Source organism: Tindallia texcoconensis (genome assembly GCF_055383815.1).
This window is the reverse complement of record NZ_AP042431.1, coordinates 1,767,397-1,784,698: the sequence shown is the minus strand read 5'-3', so window position 1 is coordinate 1,784,698 and position 17,302 is coordinate 1,767,397. Positions and strand designations below refer to the sequence as shown.

Below are 17,302 nucleotides of genomic sequence, written 5' to 3'. Positions count from 1 at the left end.
AAGAAAAAGGAGGGATTAGTTTGTCTAAGAACAAACTGATGATCGTAACACTAATTTTATTGACCGCTTTCGCACTGGTATTTACCGGTTGCGGTGCAGACGAGCCAGCTGAAGTAGAAGAGCCTGTTGATGTTGAAGAACCTGCAGAAACAGAAGAACCGGCTGAAGTGGAAGAGATGGAAGGAAGCATCTCTGACATTACTGGAATCGATCCAGGTGCTGGTATCATGGCGGCTACAGAAGAAGCCATGGAAGTATACGACCTAAACGTTGGTCTATTGGAATCTAGTGATGCGGCTATGACTGCTGAGTTAGATGCAGCCATCGCCAACGATGAATGGATTATCGTAACTGGTTGGTCTCCTCACTGGAAATTTGCTGCTTTTGATCTGAAATACCTAGAAGATCCAGAAGAAGTATATGGTGGAGAAGAGTACATTGCAACCATAGCAAGACAAGGACTAGAAGAAGACCATCCTGAAGTTTTCCAACTACTTGAAAACTTCAGCTGGACAGACGATGAAATTGGCCAAGTCATGGATATGAACACACAAAACAGTGACTTTGTTGCCAATGCAGACCAATGGATCGCCGACAACAGTGACCTTGTTGACAGCTGGACTCCAGAAGGTTTAGAAGGAAATGGCGAAGAAATTGACATTCTATTAGTCGAGTGGGATTGTGCACTAGCAAGCACCAACGTAATTGCTGCCATCCTTCGAGATGCAGGATTCGAAGTTAACATGACACCCGTTGATGGTGGCGTTATGTGGTCTTCCATTGCCGAAGGCGATGCAGACTTTATGACCACAGCTTGGTTGCCAGGAACTCATGCTTCTTACATCGATCAGTTTGGTGATGACGTTGTTGAAGTTGCAACCAACTATGAAGGAGCTCGCATCGGATTAGTTGTTCCATCCTATGTACCTTTCAACAGCATTGATGAAATCAACGACTACGTACAGTAAGTCTAAGACTTAAACTTAAAAGCCCGCCCTTTGGCGGGCTTTTTTTCTTCGGATTCTATGCTGCCAAAGCCAGGCCTTTTTCCTCTGTTAAGCCTCTTCTACTTCTGTTATAATAGTATCAGAATCTATTATTCAGGAGGTTTTTATTATGGAAACTATTTACGATGTCATTATTATTGGTGCCGGTCCAGCCGGTCTCTCTGCCGCTTTATATGCTGGCAGAGCCAAACTCAAGGCTCTGGTACTGGAAGGAACCAAGGTAGGTGGGCAAATTGCCATCACCAGCGAAGTAGAAAATTATCCTGGTTCTATTCCAAATACCACCGGTCCCACCCTTACAGCCAGAATGGTTGAACAAGCCAAGCAATTCGGTGCCGAAATGGTCGCAGATTCTGCCACGGCCACAGACTTTCAAGGAAAGATTAAAGTTGTAAAAGGCGAAAAAGCAGACTACAAAGGCCGTAGCGTCATTATTGCCACCGGAGCTAATCCCAGAAAAATCGGATGCCCTGGAGAAGAAGCCTTAACAGGAAAAGGCGTTTCTTACTGCGCTACCTGCGATGCCGACTTTTTCCAGGATCTAGAGATATTTGTTGTAGGTGGTGGAGACACCGCCGTAGAAGAAGCCATTTACCTCACAAAGTTTGGCCGAAAAGTAACCATCGTTCATCGACGAGATCAGCTTCGAGCTGCTAAATACCTGCAGGAAAAAGCCTTCGAAAACCCTAAAATTGACATCATGTGGAATTCTGTTATTGTGGATATCAAAGGGGATGGCCTAGTAGAATCAGCTGTTTTTCACAATAAAGAAACCGGCGAAACCACAGAAATCAAAGCTGCAGAAGAAGATGGCACCTTTGGAATTTTTGTATTGGCTGGCTATGTACCCGTTACAAAAGTATTCCTTGGTTGCGTCGATACGGATGAAACAGGTTATATCATTGCGGATTCCCGTATGCGAACCAATGTAGAAGGAGTCTTTGCCGCCGGAGACGTTCGCGTTAAAACCCTGCGACAGGTAGTTACAGCCACTGCTGATGGAGCCATTGCTGCCGTAGAAGTAGAGAAGTTTCTAGAACACCAGGAGGGATAATATGCATAACAAGCGCTTGGTCATGATCCCAGGACCTACTCCGGTTACCCGTTCTATTCAGGATCAGATGGGCAGAGAGGTTGCGGCTTTTGGAGATCCAACCTTTGTTCAGGATTATAAAGAGCTTCTTCAGGATTTAAAAACCCTTTGGAAAACCGAAGGCGAAGTATTTGTGGTGGCTGGAACTGGTACCTTAGTCATGGAAATGGCTATTGCCAACACCCTAAAAAAAGGAGACAATTTACTAGTTGTCTCCCATGGATTTTTCGGCGACCGATTTATCGACCTGGCAGAGCGAAAAGGCATCTCCGTAGACGTTTTATCCAGTGAATGGGGCCAGATTGTTGCCCTTGAAGAAATCCAAAACAAACTCAAGGAAAAAACCTATCAAGCCCTGACGGTCAGTCATGTAGATACGTCCACTGGGGTTTGTGCTCCTGTGGAAGAAATCGGAAAAATCATGGGTGAGTTTCCAGACACGCTTTTTATCGTCGATGGGGTTTGTGCCACTGCCGGCGAAAAAGAATATGTGGATGAGATGAATATCGATGTGCTTCTTACGGGAACTCAAAAAGCCTTTGGTGTGCCACCAGGCCTAGGCATCCTTTGGGCAGGCCCCAAGGCCATGGAACGACGCCAAACCCTAGGCAGGATTCCAGAATTTTATATTGATTTTGATAAATGGCTACCGATTATGCACGATCCATCCAAGTATTTTGCCACTCCTGCCATCAATATGATCTGGGCTCTTAAAGAATCCGTAGCTCTTATTAAGGCAGAAGGCATAGAAGCTCGATATGCTCGCCACCAAAAAGTAGGAAAAGCCATGCAAGCCGCCCTAGAAGGCCTTGGTTTCTCTATTTTAGCCCATAAAGGCCACCGTGCTTCTACCCTCTCCAACGTCCTCTATCCCGAGGGCATTGAAGACGCTAAATTTCGTAGTCTTCTCTATGAAGAAGGGATCGTCGTGGCCGGAGGACTATCGGCTTACGCTGGTAAAATGTTCCGATTGGGACATATGGGCAATGTAGATATGCATGACTTAATAGCCACTTTAGCCACCATTGAACGAGCTCTCTATCATTCTGGCTATCCAGTGGAATTCGGCAAAAGTGTTGGTATTTTTATGAAAGAAATGCTTCAGTAACCAATCCTTCCACAAGGAGGCAAGCTTTGTGATGCAAGACATCCAATGGAAAAGAGTATTTATTTTTGGCGGTGCCCTTATGGGATCCGTTGTTGGGGCTGGCTTTGCCTCCGGACAAGAAGTGATGCAATTTTTTACCCATCTTGGTTTTACAGGCAGCATTGGCGCCGGCTTCGTCGCTATGCTGCTTCTTTCATGGGTTTTTATGACGGTTTTGGAAGATGGACGCATTCATCAATTTTCCAACTCCAATGAAATTTTTACCTATTACTGCGGTAAAAAAATCGGTCTTTTTTTTCAATGGTTTGTCCCTATTCTCATGTTTTTAGTCTACTCCATTATGATCTCTGCCGCCGGTGCCACGGTTCATGAACATTATGGCATACATCCCGGCTTTGGTCGTATTGGGATGGCCTGCTTAACCCTGTCCACGGTGTTGCTGGGTCTAAAAAGACTGGCTCGTATTGTAGGGTCTGTGGCCCCTTTGTTTATCGCGCTTACTATTTTCATTGGCTTATCCAGCATTATCAAAAACCCAGAAGGCATTGCCAGTTCAACTCACGTCTTATCTAGGGTGCAAGTCCCCAAGGCCTACTCCCATTGGCTGGTTTCAGGCATTATGTATGCTGCTTTTCTTTTGGTAGGCTTTATGCCTTTTACGGCAGGCATTGGGAAATTAACCCGCCATCATAAAGAAACCATGCTCTGCGGTATTTTTGCAGGCATCTTTTTTCTAACCGGTGCCATGATCCTTAGCACCGGCCTATTAGTCAATATTGGCCAGGTATATCATCGGCAAATCCCATCTCTTTTTGTAGCTTCTGCTCATTTTCCCAAAATCGCTTCTCTTTTTGCCTTGCTAATGCTGGCCGGCACCTACACTTCTTCTGTCACCATGCTTTGGACAGCTGTCAATCGAGTAGAAGAAAACGAACAAACCCTTGGCTACCGAATGACGGCTCTAATCATGACTCTATTTGCCTTTATTGGTGGTCATCTGCCCTTCGCTACCATGGTAGGCATTATTTATCCCACCATTGGCTATCTAGGCTTGGTATTAATGGCTGGTATGATTTACTCGAAAAAATAAGCCTTGGATGATCAGGTTTCTACAATCCCAACTCTTGGGATATCCCTTGCATGGCTTCTAAGGCCATAGCAGCAAAATCTGGAAAGGGAATCCCCAGTTTTTCAATGCTTCGCATAGCCTCTCGATCGGCGCCTGCTGCAAAACGAGTTTCCTTCATGCGTTTCGTAATGGATTTTGTCTTGACACTACTGATTTTTTTATCTGGATATACATACGTAATCGCCGTAATAAAACCAGTGATTGGGTCTGCTGCATATAAGGCTCTATCCATTTTGCTTTGTACTTTGATACCAGTGGCCTTGTTATGGGCGCAGATGGCCTGGTATATTTCTTCATCTCCCAGATTCGCTTCCTTAAGGATCTCCGTCCCCTTAGGTCCATGAAGGTGATTTTCGCCATTTTTATAATCTACTAAATCTGCATCCATATCATGGACCAAGCCAGCAAAGCCCCATCGATCTATGTTTTCCGGGTCCAGCTTTTGGGCTAACGCCCTCATAACAGCCTCTACGGCATAAGAATGTTTTAATAGATGTTCTGCTTCCAAGTGCTGTTCCATCAAGGACAGTGCTTTTTGTCGATCAATCATAAGATCTCTCCCTTTCTTTTTTAACAACCTAACACTTTTTCTTCCAAGAATTGCTCTACCTGCTCTTCGCTGAGGGAATAGACTTCCCCATTATCCAACTGAACCGATACGGCTTTGGTGCAATGGCCAAGGCAAAAAGCAGCTCTGACGGTCACCTGTTCTTCCAATCCTCTTTCCTCCACCAACTTTTGAAATCCATTGACCACCTGATACGCTCCTTTTAAATGACACGCACTGCCAATACAAACATGAATGGTTTTCATTCCTGCACCACCCTTCCAAATTCCTAATAATACTCAATGGATACATTTTTTCCCATTTTTTCCAAATATTCAGCAATTTTTTGGATTACTTGAATCTTAATGCTTAAATCTCTGGGCAAATCTGGATTTTGATGGGCTGGATTAATGGCTTTTCCCACAAAAAATTGAATATGGGTGCATTCTTCGATGAGCATTTTTGTTAACAAATAAGCGCCATCTTCTTTGCCTTGCCGGCTCAATTCAATAGCCGGTGCTACGCGATTCGCATATTGCCTCAGATTTTCCAATACCATACTTAAGGTAATCACCCCTTCTGTCACCAGATTAAAGGCTTTACTCTTTCCTATGGGTGGAACCTCTGCGGTTCCAGTTTCTAATAACACTTCTATTTCTTCTTCCAATTCTCGGACGGCTATATTGGCTGCGGTTCCACCACAAATCACTTTTTTTCCTTTGCCTTTTAAAAAGGCCTTTAACAATACTGGGTCATCTTCTTTCTTTTCCGGTGGACCAGCAAAAACGCTGACAATTTCTGGTTCTCTAATCTTCACGGATACCACGGTTGTATCATCTCCTGGTTTTCTTTCGTATAAATCCGTACATGTATTCATCAGTTTATTGGTAATTCCTTTCGCTGTTTTTTCTATTTTTGATTGATTCAACAGGTAGGCCAACACATTTTCCCACTGCCAGCCAAGGTTTAAAACGCCACCCACACCCGCATGAATCACTCCATCGCTGACCATGGTGAGGCAATCTCCTACCTGCACCTTTATTTGGCTTTCCACAATTTTTTTACCATGGATCATTCGTTCTTTTTTTTCCAAAGGTAAATATTTACGGTCTCGAATATAAAAAACTGGCGGATTGTCATATTCTACTAAATTCGCAATGCCATCATCACCAATTTTTAAAATCACAAAGGTTGAATAGGCTAACTTTCGCACGTGGCATACCGGCAAGGTTTTAGCAATGGTTTCAATGGTTTCATAGATACTAGCCCCTTCTCGAAGCATCGTACCTGCTATTTTGGTGGTCATGGTGGCGAGAATGTTCGCTTTAACTCCGCTTCCAAGGCCATCCGCCAACACCACAATGGTACTGTCTTCGGTTTTCACCACTTCTACCTTGTCTCCACAAAGCTCTTCATCTCTTTTGTTTAAGCTGTCATAGGCCAGGTCCACGAAGTATGTCATCTCTCGTCGCCTCCTTCGCCTACCACAATATCTTTGAGTTTTGTTAAGGTCACTTTGGTTTCTGCGGTGGTTTCCCCCAAAAGACTAGCAATTTCCTGGGCTACCCGCATCTGTTTATCAATGACATCCTGGGCTACATTCAAGGTTTTTTCTTTTACCCGAACGAGTTCTTCTTTATTTTTCTCGGCTGCAGTCACGTCTGTCATAATGGCCATAAGAATGCCTTCTTCTTTTAAATACAATATATTGGCAATCAGAATAACTCCATATTGAGGATATTCTACTTGTTTTCCTATGAGATTTATTTTGGTATCCAAAACCTGCTCGAATAGATCTCGAGGAATGATTTTCCCAATGTCATGCTCTTTGATGTGCTTGGCTTGAATTTGAAAGATCCGTTCCGATGAAGGGTTAAATTCTTTGACTTTCAGATCCAGGCCTACCATAAAAATCGCATTGGGACTATGATCAAAGATAACGTTTTTTAAACTCTCTGCCTGGGCCCGCATAAAAGGCAAACACATATTCACATGGGAAGTCCCCCGCAACAGGGATTCTGCTTTGGCTCGACAGGTGCCATAGCCACATGCATTACAATTAAGCTCGTCTTCTTTTTTGTTTTTTCCCATGATTTTCAAGGCGTCTTCTATTTCTTCTATGGAGAACTCTGGCATTTCCACCCGCTGATCGTAGATGATTTTGCTTAAGTCTAGGGCTGATTCCTTGGAGTCTGCTGCTGAAGAACTCCCTGGATTCATCTGGTTATTATAGTCTGCGACTCTCTTTTTTCGAAGGTAGTATCCAATATCGTCCTTAGGCATACCAGTACCATTGATACATCCCCGATCACAGGATGCGATTTCCAGAAACAGGCCTTCTAATTCTCCTTTGGCTAAACTATTGAAAATTTCTTTGCTGTTTTCCACGCCAGATACCGAAGCTTTTTGGAAAGGGTGATTTTTATTGAGGGCCATATCAATGTCAAAGGGAATTTCACGGCCTTTATCGGATCCAACGGCATCAAAAGCCATTCCAGAAAGAGTTTTGATCTGAATTTTTTCTTCTTCCAACCATTCTTGTAACTCTACAAAGGTGAGGACTTTCTGAATAAGGCCACGGTGCTGCTGTTCTCTAGCTTCTGCTTTTTTTGCTAAACAAGGACCTATATACACAATATATGCGTCGGCTCCATATTTTTTCCGTAGCATTCTACCATGGGCAATCATTGGAGAGACAATGGGAATCATATATGGCCGTAGGGATGAATAGTATTTTTCAATAAGATAATTGGTGGATGGACAACTAGACGCAATGACGTTTTTCTTTTTTGTATGCTTCAGATAATCTTCATAAGCATCCACCACACCATCTCCACCGATGGCGGTTTCTTCCACCACATCAAAACCCAGCTTTTTCAGAGCCTCTACCATTTGCTCTCCCTTATGAAGGTCAAATCCACCGGGAAAAGATGAGGATAAACTAGCAATCACTTGATGCGGCGATTCAATGGCTTCCTTCACTTCATCTACGGTATTTTTAATATACAAAGCACCCTGCTCACAGGTGACATAACATTCGCCACAGGAAATACAGCGCTGCTGGTCAATATGGGCGTGGTTATCAAAAATAGAGATGGCTTTAGGAGAACAGGCTCGAATGCATTTGTAGCAGTTGTTACATCGATCCATGGAATGATTGATAAATTTCAAAACCTCACTCCTTATCTTCTATATTTCCTTGGTTCCAAGCTTCCAAGGCCTTTTCTGCTTCTTGTTTCCATTGGGTAAAGGCAGGGATCACCCCTTGATTCATCTGCTGGCTCATTTGGTCTGTTTGGTTTTGATTATAGTTTTCTAAAAAGCATCCCACTGCTTCCATAAAGCTTTGGGTAGCTTCGTTAAAATTGCTTTCTGGTACCTTTGCCGCCATGGCCTGAACGACTTTTTGAAGGCTTTCAATCCCTTTCATCGCATTTTCTAGTAATAAAATCGTTTCCTGATAGCGTTGAGCTTCCACCTGTTTTTCCATTTGAACAAAGGCATCCTCTATGACTTCTATCAGATGGCTTACCTGTTTCATTAAATCTGTTGATGCTTGCATCCTTGTTCCTCCTTTCCTTAGTCTTCCTCTTGTATGTTTCCCCTCTGGTTCACCATTTTATCATAGTTTGTTCCAATAATAAACGGACTCCCTTTTCGGAAAGTCCGTCCATTATTGACTAAGCTGTATAGCCTTGATATAGAAAAGCTTTGATTTCTTCAATGGTTTTATTCTCCAATCCCCAATCTTTTACATGACATCCCGTGGTAGTATAGTCTTCGTTGTTTAACACAGAAGCCAGGACAATCACCGAATCCATCACTGGCGTAGGGACATTAATGGCATCTCCCAGACTGGCCAAGGCCACTAAAGAGCATTTCGTGTCTTCCACCAAGTACCGATCCTGCAAGGTGGCTGGACCTTTCAGTGGACTAAAGGCATCGCTGTCCCGATAGCATTCATAAAGAGTCTCTCGCTTGGGAGCGTATCCCATCTCGTAGAGGCGATCAATGGCACGAATGCCTGGATATCCCAAGGCTTTGCAAATGGCCAGTCGTTCTGCATCAATCTGTTCATTCACTCGAGCCACCGAAGGGGTAATGCCTTCTCGATAATGATAGTGCTCTCCGTTATAATACTCTATTTTCCCTGCATTGAGTACCACCGGCGCCGGATGAGATACTGGATTTCCGTTGTTTAAGGAACTTTCCAATACATCGCTGACGGTTTCGATGGATGGGTAAATCTCTTTTACAAGGCTCTCCATTTCCTGATTGTGCTTGGCAGGAAATGTAGAAAAGTATAGCTTTTTACATTCTAACAAAATAAGAGCTCCATTATTCCCTCCATTTTTTCGAGCTGCATAAGGCAAGGAATGCATTTCCGAAATGCGGATTTCATTGTTCCCCAGCTTCTGATAAAGCCTTCTTGCCATCATCATGGCCCCGCCAGTACTCCCAGGGGCTAGCACAATCCGGGCATTGGGTGTAAGGTGGGCTGCCAGTTCATCTGCCAACTTTACAATAGTATAGGCTGGCAGCACCGGCATAATCAGATCTACACCGTCCAAGGCTTCCTGCAGGTCGTCCGTGACTTTGTTGAGCTTTGCCAAACCGGTGGCACCGACTCCTTCCAATTGAATGCTTTGTTCATCAAATAAACTTTCCATCCGATGACGATAATGGCCATTCACATAAAAATTCACTAAATGGCCTCGCAGTGTCAAATCTGCTGCGGCAGCTAAGGCCCCATTTCCGCTTCCAATAATACAAACCTTTAGTTTCATATATCTAATCCCTCCTGTCCTTGTTCCGCCGCCTATTATATGGGAAGGAAGGAAAAGATTCAAGCCTTCTAGTATTATTCGCCCTAAAAATATTCTCGATTTCCTATTGACGAAGGATCGTTTCTAGTATTTCCAAGGCCTTTTCATAATCAAAGCCGCTAATTGCCTCTTCAAGATCACGGAAAGATTCCATCCCTTGTTTCTGGCCTGCAAGAGCCTCTCGTATGTGTCCCAAATCTTCCTCATCAATGAAGTCCCAGGCTTTTATTTTTTCTTTAAGGCTTTCTAACTGTTTCACAACCTCTCCATGAATAGGCCTTTCTTTTGTCTTCTTCAGCTCTAGAGGGTGAGCAGGTTCTTGTTTATAAGGCTCCTCTGCCAGCTCGTGATGCCATGGCGTTTCTACCACCGCCACCGGCAGGGAAACATAGAAGCTACTGCCTACTTTTTCCTTGCTTTCCATCCAAATCATCCCCCCCATGGCATCAACCAGTTTTTGCACCATACTCAAACCTACACCCAACCCTTCATAAGCCCGCTGGGTAGAGCCGTCTGCCTGTGTAAAACCATCAAAAATAGCCATTTTTTTATCTTCTGGAATGCCAATACCTGTATCTGCAACGGAAATCAACAAGTTCTCCTGGCCACTCTTTTCTTTTTTAAGCGAAAAATCCACCGTAATCGATCCCTGCTGTGTAAATTTAAAAGCGTTATCCAGGAGTTTGTTCAAGACTTCTTCGATTCGTTGGCCGTCGCCAAGAAGAGCTGTCGGCAACTCCTGGGTTCCATGAATGAAGAAGTCTACTTTCTTTTTCTCCGCCTCCCCCCCATAGGACTCGGCTAGCTTCCGGAACATTGGCTCCAATAAAAATACTTCTTCCCGAATGCCTAGGGTGTCGGTTTCCAACCGTGCAAAATCCAGCAAGTCTGTGATAATCTTCAACAAATGATGAGAAAACTGTTGAGCCTTCTTTAAATTTTCTTGGGATTGGCTATCCTGTCCTCGATTCATCGTCAATTGAATCATGCCCAAAATCCCATTTAGCGGAGTTCGAAGTTCATGGCTAACATTAGCCATGAACTGGGTTTTTGCCAAGTTTGCCTGTTCTGCTTCTATCCGTAATTTTTCTGCTTCCTGTTTTTCTTCCAATAATTTTTCCTGCGCCAGCCGATTCTCTTTCCACGAATGATTAAACCCCTCCACTAGCTGACTTAGCTCAGAATTTGCAGGAAAGAAAATCTGAGGTTGCCGTCCAGTCAATGTAGCTTGCACTTGGTTGGTCAAATCTCGGATTGGTTTCATGGTACGATTAGCCAACAAAATCCCAAAAGCAGCAAAAATAAAGGTAGCCAACAAAAGCGTTATTAGAATGCCCCGAAAAATCAGAGAAAGCTGGCGATCTATAGCCTGGGTGCTCGTCTTTCCAGACACAATCCCCCAAGACCCTTCCAAATTCTGGTAGGTCACCATAAATCCGTCTCCCACATAATGTACCGGTTCTTCTCCTAGGTTTTTCATATCCTTATAGGTTAAACCATGGTCGAAAACAGAAGCAGGCTTAATGGCTGCCACCTCCTCTTCACCCAAGGCGTGACAACAAACTTTAAACAAAACAATCCCCTGTTGGTCTGTAACCAAAAATTCGCCGCTTCCCTTAAGATGCTCCCTTCCTATCTGGCTTTCCAACCATATGGGCAACATCCGATGAACACCGATATGGGTTAATGCCCCTTGCTTATCCAATACTGGCACGATAAAATGCAAAAATGCCTGCTGTTCAAAAGGATCGTACTGTACTAGCAACTGGCTTTTTTCCTGATTTTCCAAAGCCTGTTGAAAGTACCCTTTGTTCTCATATCGGTACCCAGTCAACCATGGGTCGCTGGCATTCATCACCACCCCCCCAGGGGACAGGATAAGGGAATCATGGTATCGATCCGTCTCCTTTAGGCTGGCTACCACCTGTGATGGTTCCAGCGATTGGTGCAAGGCTTCCAACAGCTTTTTTTCTCTTTCGATATGCCCCTTCATTCTTTGTTCCAGATTCATACCGCTTTCTATGGTCTGTTGCCGAAAGTTTTCCATGGCATATCGATGAACCGTCCAATAACTCAAAGCAGCCATTAGAAGAATCAACAAAAGGCCTGAGGCCATAAAATAAGCAAAAAACCGGAATTTCAAACTATTGTTCCTTCCCTTGGAAGACAGCTTCATTGGCTTCATTTGCCCAACTCCTTTAGCTGTCCCTTATGGATGGTCACTTCTACAAAAGGATTTTCTTGGATCCGTCCCACTTGGTCAAAGCACAAGGTTCCCATCATTCTCATTTCATGATAGGCTTCTAGGGATTCCCGAAGTTCCTTGGCTACCAGCCCCTGCTCCACTAGCTCGTGAAGGAGCTTAACCCCATCGTAAATCCAAGGAGCCAGCCCATCCATTCGATGCTGTCCAAAATTAATCCGATAGGCTTCCGCAAATGCAGCCAGCTCTTCTTTTTCTCCTTCCTGCAACCCAAAGTAAAACCCTTGCACCAGGCTATAGATGGGCATATTTAGCTCTGGTAGTTCAGAAACTATTTCCGGCGCCAAGGTAACTGGAGACACTAAGATGGCTTGTGAAATCTCTGCCATGGATGCCTGCTGCAAAAAATGCTCTAATTGACCAGAGGACAAAAACAACATCAAGGTATGAGATTCCATGTCTTTGGATGCCAAGCTTTGAAAAAATGGACGAAAATCTCGTTGATCCCGTGAAACCTCCTTGGACCATGACACTGTAACACCCTGTTCTGGCAAGAGAGACTCCACGGCTTTCCACCGATCTTGAATATTACTCAAATCGTTGTATACCCCTATGACAGCCTTGCTTTCCAGCCTATCTGTAACCAAGGTCAGCAATGCTTGGGTTTCGTGGGCTACTAGACTCCGATATGAAAAACTCCAGGGATTATGTTGGAAAATTTCTTCCTCCGTAGCCATAAAGGAAAGATGGGGAATTTCAAAGTCTTTTGCCAGTTTTGCTACATATGCTGTTCCGGCTGAATTAAAATCTCCAACCAGTGCCACTACGGCATGATTGGACTCCAGATAAGCTTTGGCCTGGCCATAGCCTTGGGCTTCCTCACCAGTATAGCGAATAAAACGATGCTGAAGCCGTGTCTCTTTTTCATCCTCAGACCCAAAGGATTCCAAGGCCATGGCCGCCGCCACTTCCAGACGAGAAGGATTAAGGCTTAAGGTGTCTGACTGATCTTTTGTAATAAAAAGGATTTCTGGCGGATGAGAAGGAGTCTTGGCGCAGCCAGGGATCAGCAGGAAAATTCCCATGCCCAGAATCCATAGGTATATTTTGAAATTCCGCATCTTTTCATCCCCTTTCCAGCCCTTATGCCTGCAACCGCTTCTGGATATCCTCTTGTTTCATAGGATGGTAATAATAGTAGCCTTGGGCTTTTTGGCAATTATTTTCCAACAAAAAGGCTTCTTGCTCTTTTGTTTCTACCCCTTCCGCAATAACATCTAACCCAAAATGATCCGACAGCTCAATGATAACCTTGGCAATTACCCCGTTGTCTTTGTAAGGAATATCCCGAATAAAGGCCCGATCAATTTTCACTTGATCTACGGCAAATTTTTTCAGATAAGAAAGAGAAGAATAGCCCGTCCCAAAGTCGTCTATGGATATAATAATGCCACGCTCTTTAAGTTCTTCAATCAACCAACGACATTCCTCGGCATTTTCCATCAAAATCCCTTCTGTTATTTCCAATTGCAAGAGTTTGGGTGGAAGTCCGGTTTCTCGAAGCACCGTATCTACTAGGTCTAATATATAGGGATTTTTAAACTGAAGTCGAGAAAGATTAACGGCCACAGGCATTTCTTTCCCTTTTTTCAGAAGCTGGCTGGCAAATCCACAGGCTTGTCGCAATGCCCACTCCCCAATAGGCACAATTAAATGAGTCGCTTCTGCAATGGGAACAAAGTCTTTCGGAGAAATGATTTCTCCTGCACTTTCCCACCGAATCAATGCTTCCATGCCAATAATCTGCTTGCTTTTCATATGGACTTTCGGTTGATAATGCAGAAAAAACTCTTGTTTTGCCAAGGCATCCCGAAGCTTATGCTGAATCTCAAAGTTCATAACCGATTCTCGGTTCATTTTTTTATCGTAAAATTGAAACATGGTAGACGGATCCATTTTAGCATTATTCAAAGCAGAGGTTGCCGCTCCATAAATCTCCGTTGGGCCCTCTCCATCCGTAGGATAAATAGCAATGCCCATACTAAGGGAAATAAATACTTCTTGATTATCGATGGAAAACTTTTCTTTCAGTCCCTTGCTCTGTTGCTGAATCTCATAAAATAGCTCTTCATATCCTGAAAAGTTTATTTTTAAAATAGCAAACTCATCATTGCCCAAACGAGCCAACATATCTCCATCTTTTAACAAATTTTGAAGTCTATCCGCCAAGGACACCAACACCTGATCCCCATAGGAAAACCCTTTGGCCTCATTGATGATGCGAAAATCATCAATATTCAAAATCAAAAGAGCGTGGTTCTGATGCCTCGTTTCTTCGCCTTGAATTATTTTTTTCAGCCTTTCACGGAAGCATTGGCTGTTTTGAAGTTTTGTCATCGGATCATAATATTTAAAGTAATAGAGTTCTTTTTCATTCTTTTTATGAGCCGTCACATCCGACAGAATCACCGTATAGTAGGTTTCCTCCTGATAGATCCCCTTGCTAATTCTCAAAAACAAGTAGGCCTTTTCTCCATCCTCCTTCATGACCTGCCGCTCTCCTGTCCAATGGCCACTTTGGGCTACTTCTTGTAAAAGAGACTTGTCCAAGTAGGTCCCTTCTTCCAACGGGTTATAGAAGGATGGGTCTTCTTGTTTGGCCTTCATCATTTTATAAAAGGCTTGATTTCCATAAATACATCGGTAGGCATCGTCCAAAATAAACACTGCTTCTTCCGTATCTGAAAGCAAGGACAAGAACATTTCCAACTTTTGATGGGTGGTTTTTAATTCTTTTTCATTTTTCTGTAGCCCTTCAAAAAATTCCTCCGCCTTATCCAGTACGCCATTCAACAAGGAGCGTGTTTCATAAAAAACTTCTTGAGCCCCCAAAGGCAAGCGATAATGAATTCTCTCTTCCATGGATATCTGTTGAATATCCTTATCAAGCCGTACTAAAGGAGATAGTACATCCCTACGCTGTCGGTCCATCAACAGCCCTACTCCCATCATCGTCAACAGCACAGTGGTCAGAAACACCATCATAATTTGATTCTGTGCTGCCTTATAATCCGTTGATGGCACAAAGCTGACTACCACCCAATCCGTCTCCGGCACACTCTGATACACAACAAATCCCATTTCTCCCTCTATTTCCATTTCTTCAAATCCATTGGGCTGACTTTCCAAAGCCTCCCAAAGCAATGGGCTTGTACTTTGAACCTTGGGTGGTTTGGCCAACGCTTCCCCTTTATCTGCTGGATGAGCTAACACAGTTCCTGTTCCATCTAGCAAAAACGCATAGCCATTTTCGGATATTTCTTGTTCCCGAACAAACCCGAGAATTTCCTGTATGGAAATATCTCCGGCCACTACCCCCTTGAAGCTGCCATGAGAATCGTACACTGGCTTGGCCAGGGTAATAATATATTGGTCTTCAGAAGCATTTAAAAAAGCTTCGGTATAAATCCGTCCTCTTCTTTCCACAGCTCCTTGATACCAAGGACGGTTGCGTAAATCAAAGGTTTCCGGTGGAATCCAACCACTGGCATTGATCATGGTGTTTTCTGGGGTTCCAAAATATAGAGACGTAAAAGTATCTTTTCGTTTCAATTGCTCTTGTAGAAGCGCCAATATATTAGCTTCCTCTTCTTGAATTTCCAGAAATGCAGCGGTACTATCTACCACTTCTCCCTGTATCGCCAGCCAACTCTCAATGTTTCCAATGACTTTTTGGCTATTCAGCATCAGTTTTTCTTCCGCCTGTTGCTGAATGGTGGTGTCCGCAAAGTGAAACTGTATGGACATGCCCAAGGCAACCATAAGAATCAGCAAGATTCCGATTAGATAGAATTTCCTCAATACTCTCTTCATATCCCCGCCTCCTACCTGTTTTGCATCAGGCTGTCACCTTCTTTAATCTTTTTTCTAATTGTACCATATTTCGCCTTTTCAATTATATAGAATATTGCATATCCTGTTTCTTTCCCTCCAAGCCTTGTCCTCAACTTGTTTACCCGTAGCCATAGGCCCTCGCCCTAGTTCCCTAGGCGCAAAAACCCCTGAAGCAAATTGCTTCAGGGGTTCACCGCTGGTTTTCCCAGAGTCTTAGGCCCAACTATTAAGGTATTTTTCTTGTTCTGTGGTTAATGTGTCGATGGATAGTCCCAGGGTTTTGAGTCGAAGGTTGGCTACATATTGATCCAGTTCTTCTGGTACCGATAACACTTCTGCTGGCAAATCCCCTTTGTGTTCCACTACATATCGAAGAGAGAGGGCTTGCAGGGCGAAGGTAAGATCCATTACTTCCACCGGATGTCCGTCTCCCGCCGCCAAGTTCACCAAACGACCACCGGCCAAAAGAAAGAGTTTTCGTCCATCGGGCATTTGGTATTCTTCTATGTTGTTCCGAACCGTACGCTGGCTAATGGCTTTTTCTCCCAGTTCCTTCTTATTAATTTCAATATCAAAATGTCCACCATTGCACATCACCGCTCCATCTTTCATCAGGGTAAAGTGATGGCCAGCAATCACATCTCTATTTCCTGTGACGGTCACAAACACATCTCCTAGGGCTGCCGCCGCTTCCATGGGCATGACATCAAATCCATCCATATGGGCTTCCAGGGCCTTAATAGCATCGATTTCCGTCACCACTACTTTGGCCCCTAAGCCTCTGGCTCTCATGGCAACTCCTTTGCCGCACCATCCATAGCCAATCACCACCACGGTCTTGCCACTAACTACCAGATTGGTGGTTCGATTAATGCCATCCCATACAGATTGGCCCGTGCCATATCGGTTATCAAAAAGGTACTTGCAATACGCATCGTTGACGGCCATCATCGGAAATTCTAAAAGACCTTCTTTGGCCAAAGCTTTCAATCGATGAATTCCAGTGGTTGTTTCTTCACAGCCACCGATCATTCTTTTTGCCTGTTCTGGCCGCTCACTATGCAAAATTTTTACTAAATCTCCGCCATCATCGATAATGGCATCCGGCTGAAAATCCAAGGTATCGTTGATCAATTCATGGTATTCTTCTTCCGTTGTATTATGCCAAGCATAAGCTGTGATACCAGAGTCTACCAGAGCCGCCACTACATCGTCTTGAGTCGATAAGGGGTTGCTCCCGCATACCACTACATCAGCGCCGCCTGCTTTGACTACCTGAGCCAAGTAGCCGGTTTTTGCTTCCAAATGTAAGCATATGGCGATTTTCATCCCCTTAAAAGGCAAATCCCTTTGAAATTGATGCTTTACTTCATTCAGTAAGGGCATATGGGCTTGTACCCAGTCTAATTTTAGCTTTCCTTCAGGTGCCAAATCCATATTTCGAATTTTAGAGGCTGTTTTTGCTGTATTTTCAATTTTGGTTGTCATCGGATTT

General features: G+C 43.9%; 14 protein-coding genes. 4 read left to right on the top strand and 10 right to left on the bottom strand.

All coding sequences use genetic code 11. The annotated features are described in order from the left end of the window. The first annotated feature begins 20 nt into the window (after positions 1 to 20). The 4 genes from ACZ47N_RS08015 to ACZ47N_RS08000 all read left to right on the top strand — a co-directional run bounded on the left by ACZ47N_RS08015 (position 21) and on the right by ACZ47N_RS08000 (position 4,298). Entirely contained in the window at positions 21 to 968 is a 948-nt protein-coding gene (locus ACZ47N_RS08015; RefSeq protein ID WP_464886036.1) for a glycine betaine ABC transporter substrate-binding protein, read from the top strand. 148 nt (positions 969 to 1,116) lie between these two features. Then, positions 1,117 to 2,061: a thioredoxin-disulfide reductase gene (trxB, locus tag ACZ47N_RS08010; protein WP_464886035.1), complete on the top strand. Its 945-nt coding sequence runs from the start codon at positions 1,117 to 1,119 to the stop codon at positions 2,059 to 2,061. A gap of 1 nt (position 2,062) precedes the next feature. Continuing rightward, positions 2,063 to 3,208 carry a pyridoxal-phosphate-dependent aminotransferase family protein gene (locus ACZ47N_RS08005; protein WP_464886034.1) on the top strand — a complete coding sequence of 382 codons (1,146 nt, stop codon included), beginning with the start codon at positions 2,063 to 2,065 and terminating at the stop codon, positions 3,206 to 3,208. Positions 3,209 to 3,236: 28 nt separating this feature from the next. Continuing rightward, positions 3,237 to 4,298, top strand: a complete 1,062-nt coding sequence (locus ACZ47N_RS08000) for a YkvI family membrane protein (RefSeq protein ID WP_464886033.1) — start codon at positions 3,237 to 3,239, stop codon at positions 4,296 to 4,298. 19 nt (positions 4,299 to 4,317) lie between these two features. Here the strand turns inward: ACZ47N_RS08000 and ACZ47N_RS07995 are convergent, their stop codons facing one another. The 10 genes from ACZ47N_RS07995 to ACZ47N_RS07950 form a co-directional block, all read right to left on the bottom strand. After that, positions 4,318 to 4,887, bottom strand: coding sequence for an HD domain-containing protein (locus ACZ47N_RS07995; RefSeq protein ID WP_464886032.1), 570 nt, complete (start codon positions 4,885 to 4,887; stop codon positions 4,318 to 4,320). Positions 4,888 to 4,907: 20 nt separating this feature from the next. Further along, complete coding sequence (locus ACZ47N_RS07990; protein ID WP_464886031.1) at positions 4,908 to 5,150, bottom strand: (2Fe-2S) ferredoxin domain-containing protein; 243 nt, start codon at positions 5,148 to 5,150, stop codon at positions 4,908 to 4,910. Between the two features lie 23 nt (positions 5,151 to 5,173). After that, the gene (locus tag ACZ47N_RS07985) at positions 5,174 to 6,346 is read right to left on the bottom strand and encodes a SpoIIE family protein phosphatase (protein ID WP_464886030.1); all 1,173 of its coding nucleotides are present in this window, start codon (positions 6,344 to 6,346) and stop codon (positions 5,174 to 5,176) included. After that, the gene (locus tag ACZ47N_RS07980) at positions 6,343 to 8,055 is read right to left on the bottom strand and encodes a [Fe-Fe] hydrogenase large subunit C-terminal domain-containing protein (RefSeq protein ID WP_464886029.1); all 1,713 of its coding nucleotides are present in this window, start codon (positions 8,053 to 8,055) and stop codon (positions 6,343 to 6,345) included. Before ACZ47N_RS07980 ends, ACZ47N_RS07985 begins: the two co-directional genes overlap by 4 nt. Before the next feature lie 4 nt (positions 8,056 to 8,059). Then, entirely contained in the window at positions 8,060 to 8,446 is a 387-nt protein-coding gene (locus tag ACZ47N_RS07975; protein WP_464886028.1) for a DUF8042 domain-containing protein, read from the bottom strand. Positions 8,447 to 8,564: 118 nt separating this feature from the next. Beyond that, the gene (locus ACZ47N_RS07970) at positions 8,565 to 9,671 is read right to left on the bottom strand and encodes an NAD/NADP octopine/nopaline dehydrogenase family protein (protein WP_464886027.1); all 1,107 of its coding nucleotides are present in this window, start codon (positions 9,669 to 9,671) and stop codon (positions 8,565 to 8,567) included. A gap of 103 nt (positions 9,672 to 9,774) precedes the next feature. Then, positions 9,775 to 11,895, bottom strand: coding sequence for a sensor histidine kinase (locus ACZ47N_RS07965; RefSeq protein WP_464886026.1), 2,121 nt, complete (start codon positions 11,893 to 11,895; stop codon positions 9,775 to 9,777). Continuing rightward, positions 11,892 to 13,034 carry an ABC transporter substrate-binding protein gene (locus tag ACZ47N_RS07960; protein WP_464886025.1) on the bottom strand — a complete coding sequence of 381 codons (1,143 nt, stop codon included), beginning with the start codon at positions 13,032 to 13,034 and terminating at the stop codon, positions 11,892 to 11,894. The genes ACZ47N_RS07965 and ACZ47N_RS07960 overlap by 4 nt, the downstream gene beginning before the upstream one ends. 22 nt (positions 13,035 to 13,056) lie before the next feature. Then, the gene (locus ACZ47N_RS07955; RefSeq protein WP_464886024.1) at positions 13,057 to 15,786 is read right to left on the bottom strand and encodes a bifunctional diguanylate cyclase/phosphodiesterase; all 2,730 of its coding nucleotides are present in this window, start codon (positions 15,784 to 15,786) and stop codon (positions 13,057 to 13,059) included. A gap of 234 nt (positions 15,787 to 16,020) precedes the next feature. Next, entirely contained in the window at positions 16,021 to 17,295 is a 1,275-nt protein-coding gene (locus ACZ47N_RS07950) for an adenosylhomocysteinase (protein ID WP_464886023.1), read from the bottom strand. Positions 17,296 to 17,302: the final 7 nt, after the last annotated feature.

Excerpts from the sequence above, each read along its gene's own strand:
- trxB (WP_464886035.1), top strand. The coding sequence starts at position 1,117 with ATGGAAACTATTTACGATGTCATTATTATTGGTGCCGGTCCAGCCGGT.
- ACZ47N_RS08005 (WP_464886034.1), top strand. The coding sequence starts at position 2,063 with ATGCATAACAAGCGCTTGGTCATGATCCCAGGACCTACTCCGGTTACC.
- ACZ47N_RS07995 (WP_464886032.1), bottom strand. The coding sequence starts at position 4,887 with ATGATTGATCGACAAAAAGCACTGTCCTTGATGGAACAGCACTTGGAA.
- ACZ47N_RS07990 (WP_464886031.1), bottom strand. The coding sequence starts at position 5,150 with ATGAAAACCATTCATGTTTGTATTGGCAGTGCGTGTCATTTAAAAGGA.
- ACZ47N_RS07985 (WP_464886030.1), bottom strand. The coding sequence starts at position 6,346 with ATGACATACTTCGTGGACCTGGCCTATGACAGCTTAAACAAAAGAGAT.
- ACZ47N_RS07975 (WP_464886028.1), bottom strand. The coding sequence starts at position 8,446 with ATGCAAGCATCAACAGATTTAATGAAACAGGTAAGCCATCTGATAGAA.
- ACZ47N_RS07970 (WP_464886027.1), bottom strand. The coding sequence starts at position 9,671 with ATGAAACTAAAGGTTTGTATTATTGGAAGCGGAAATGGGGCCTTAGCT.
- ACZ47N_RS07965 (WP_464886026.1), bottom strand. The coding sequence starts at position 11,895 with ATGAAGCCAATGAAGCTGTCTTCCAAGGGAAGGAACAATAGTTTGAAA.
- ACZ47N_RS07960 (WP_464886025.1), bottom strand. The coding sequence starts at position 13,034 with ATGCGGAATTTCAAAATATACCTATGGATTCTGGGCATGGGAATTTTC.
- ACZ47N_RS07955 (WP_464886024.1), bottom strand. The coding sequence starts at position 15,786 with ATGAAGAGAGTATTGAGGAAATTCTATCTAATCGGAATCTTGCTGATT.
- ACZ47N_RS07950 (WP_464886023.1), bottom strand. The coding sequence starts at position 17,295 with ATGACAACCAAAATTGAAAATACAGCAAAAACAGCCTCTAAAATTCGA.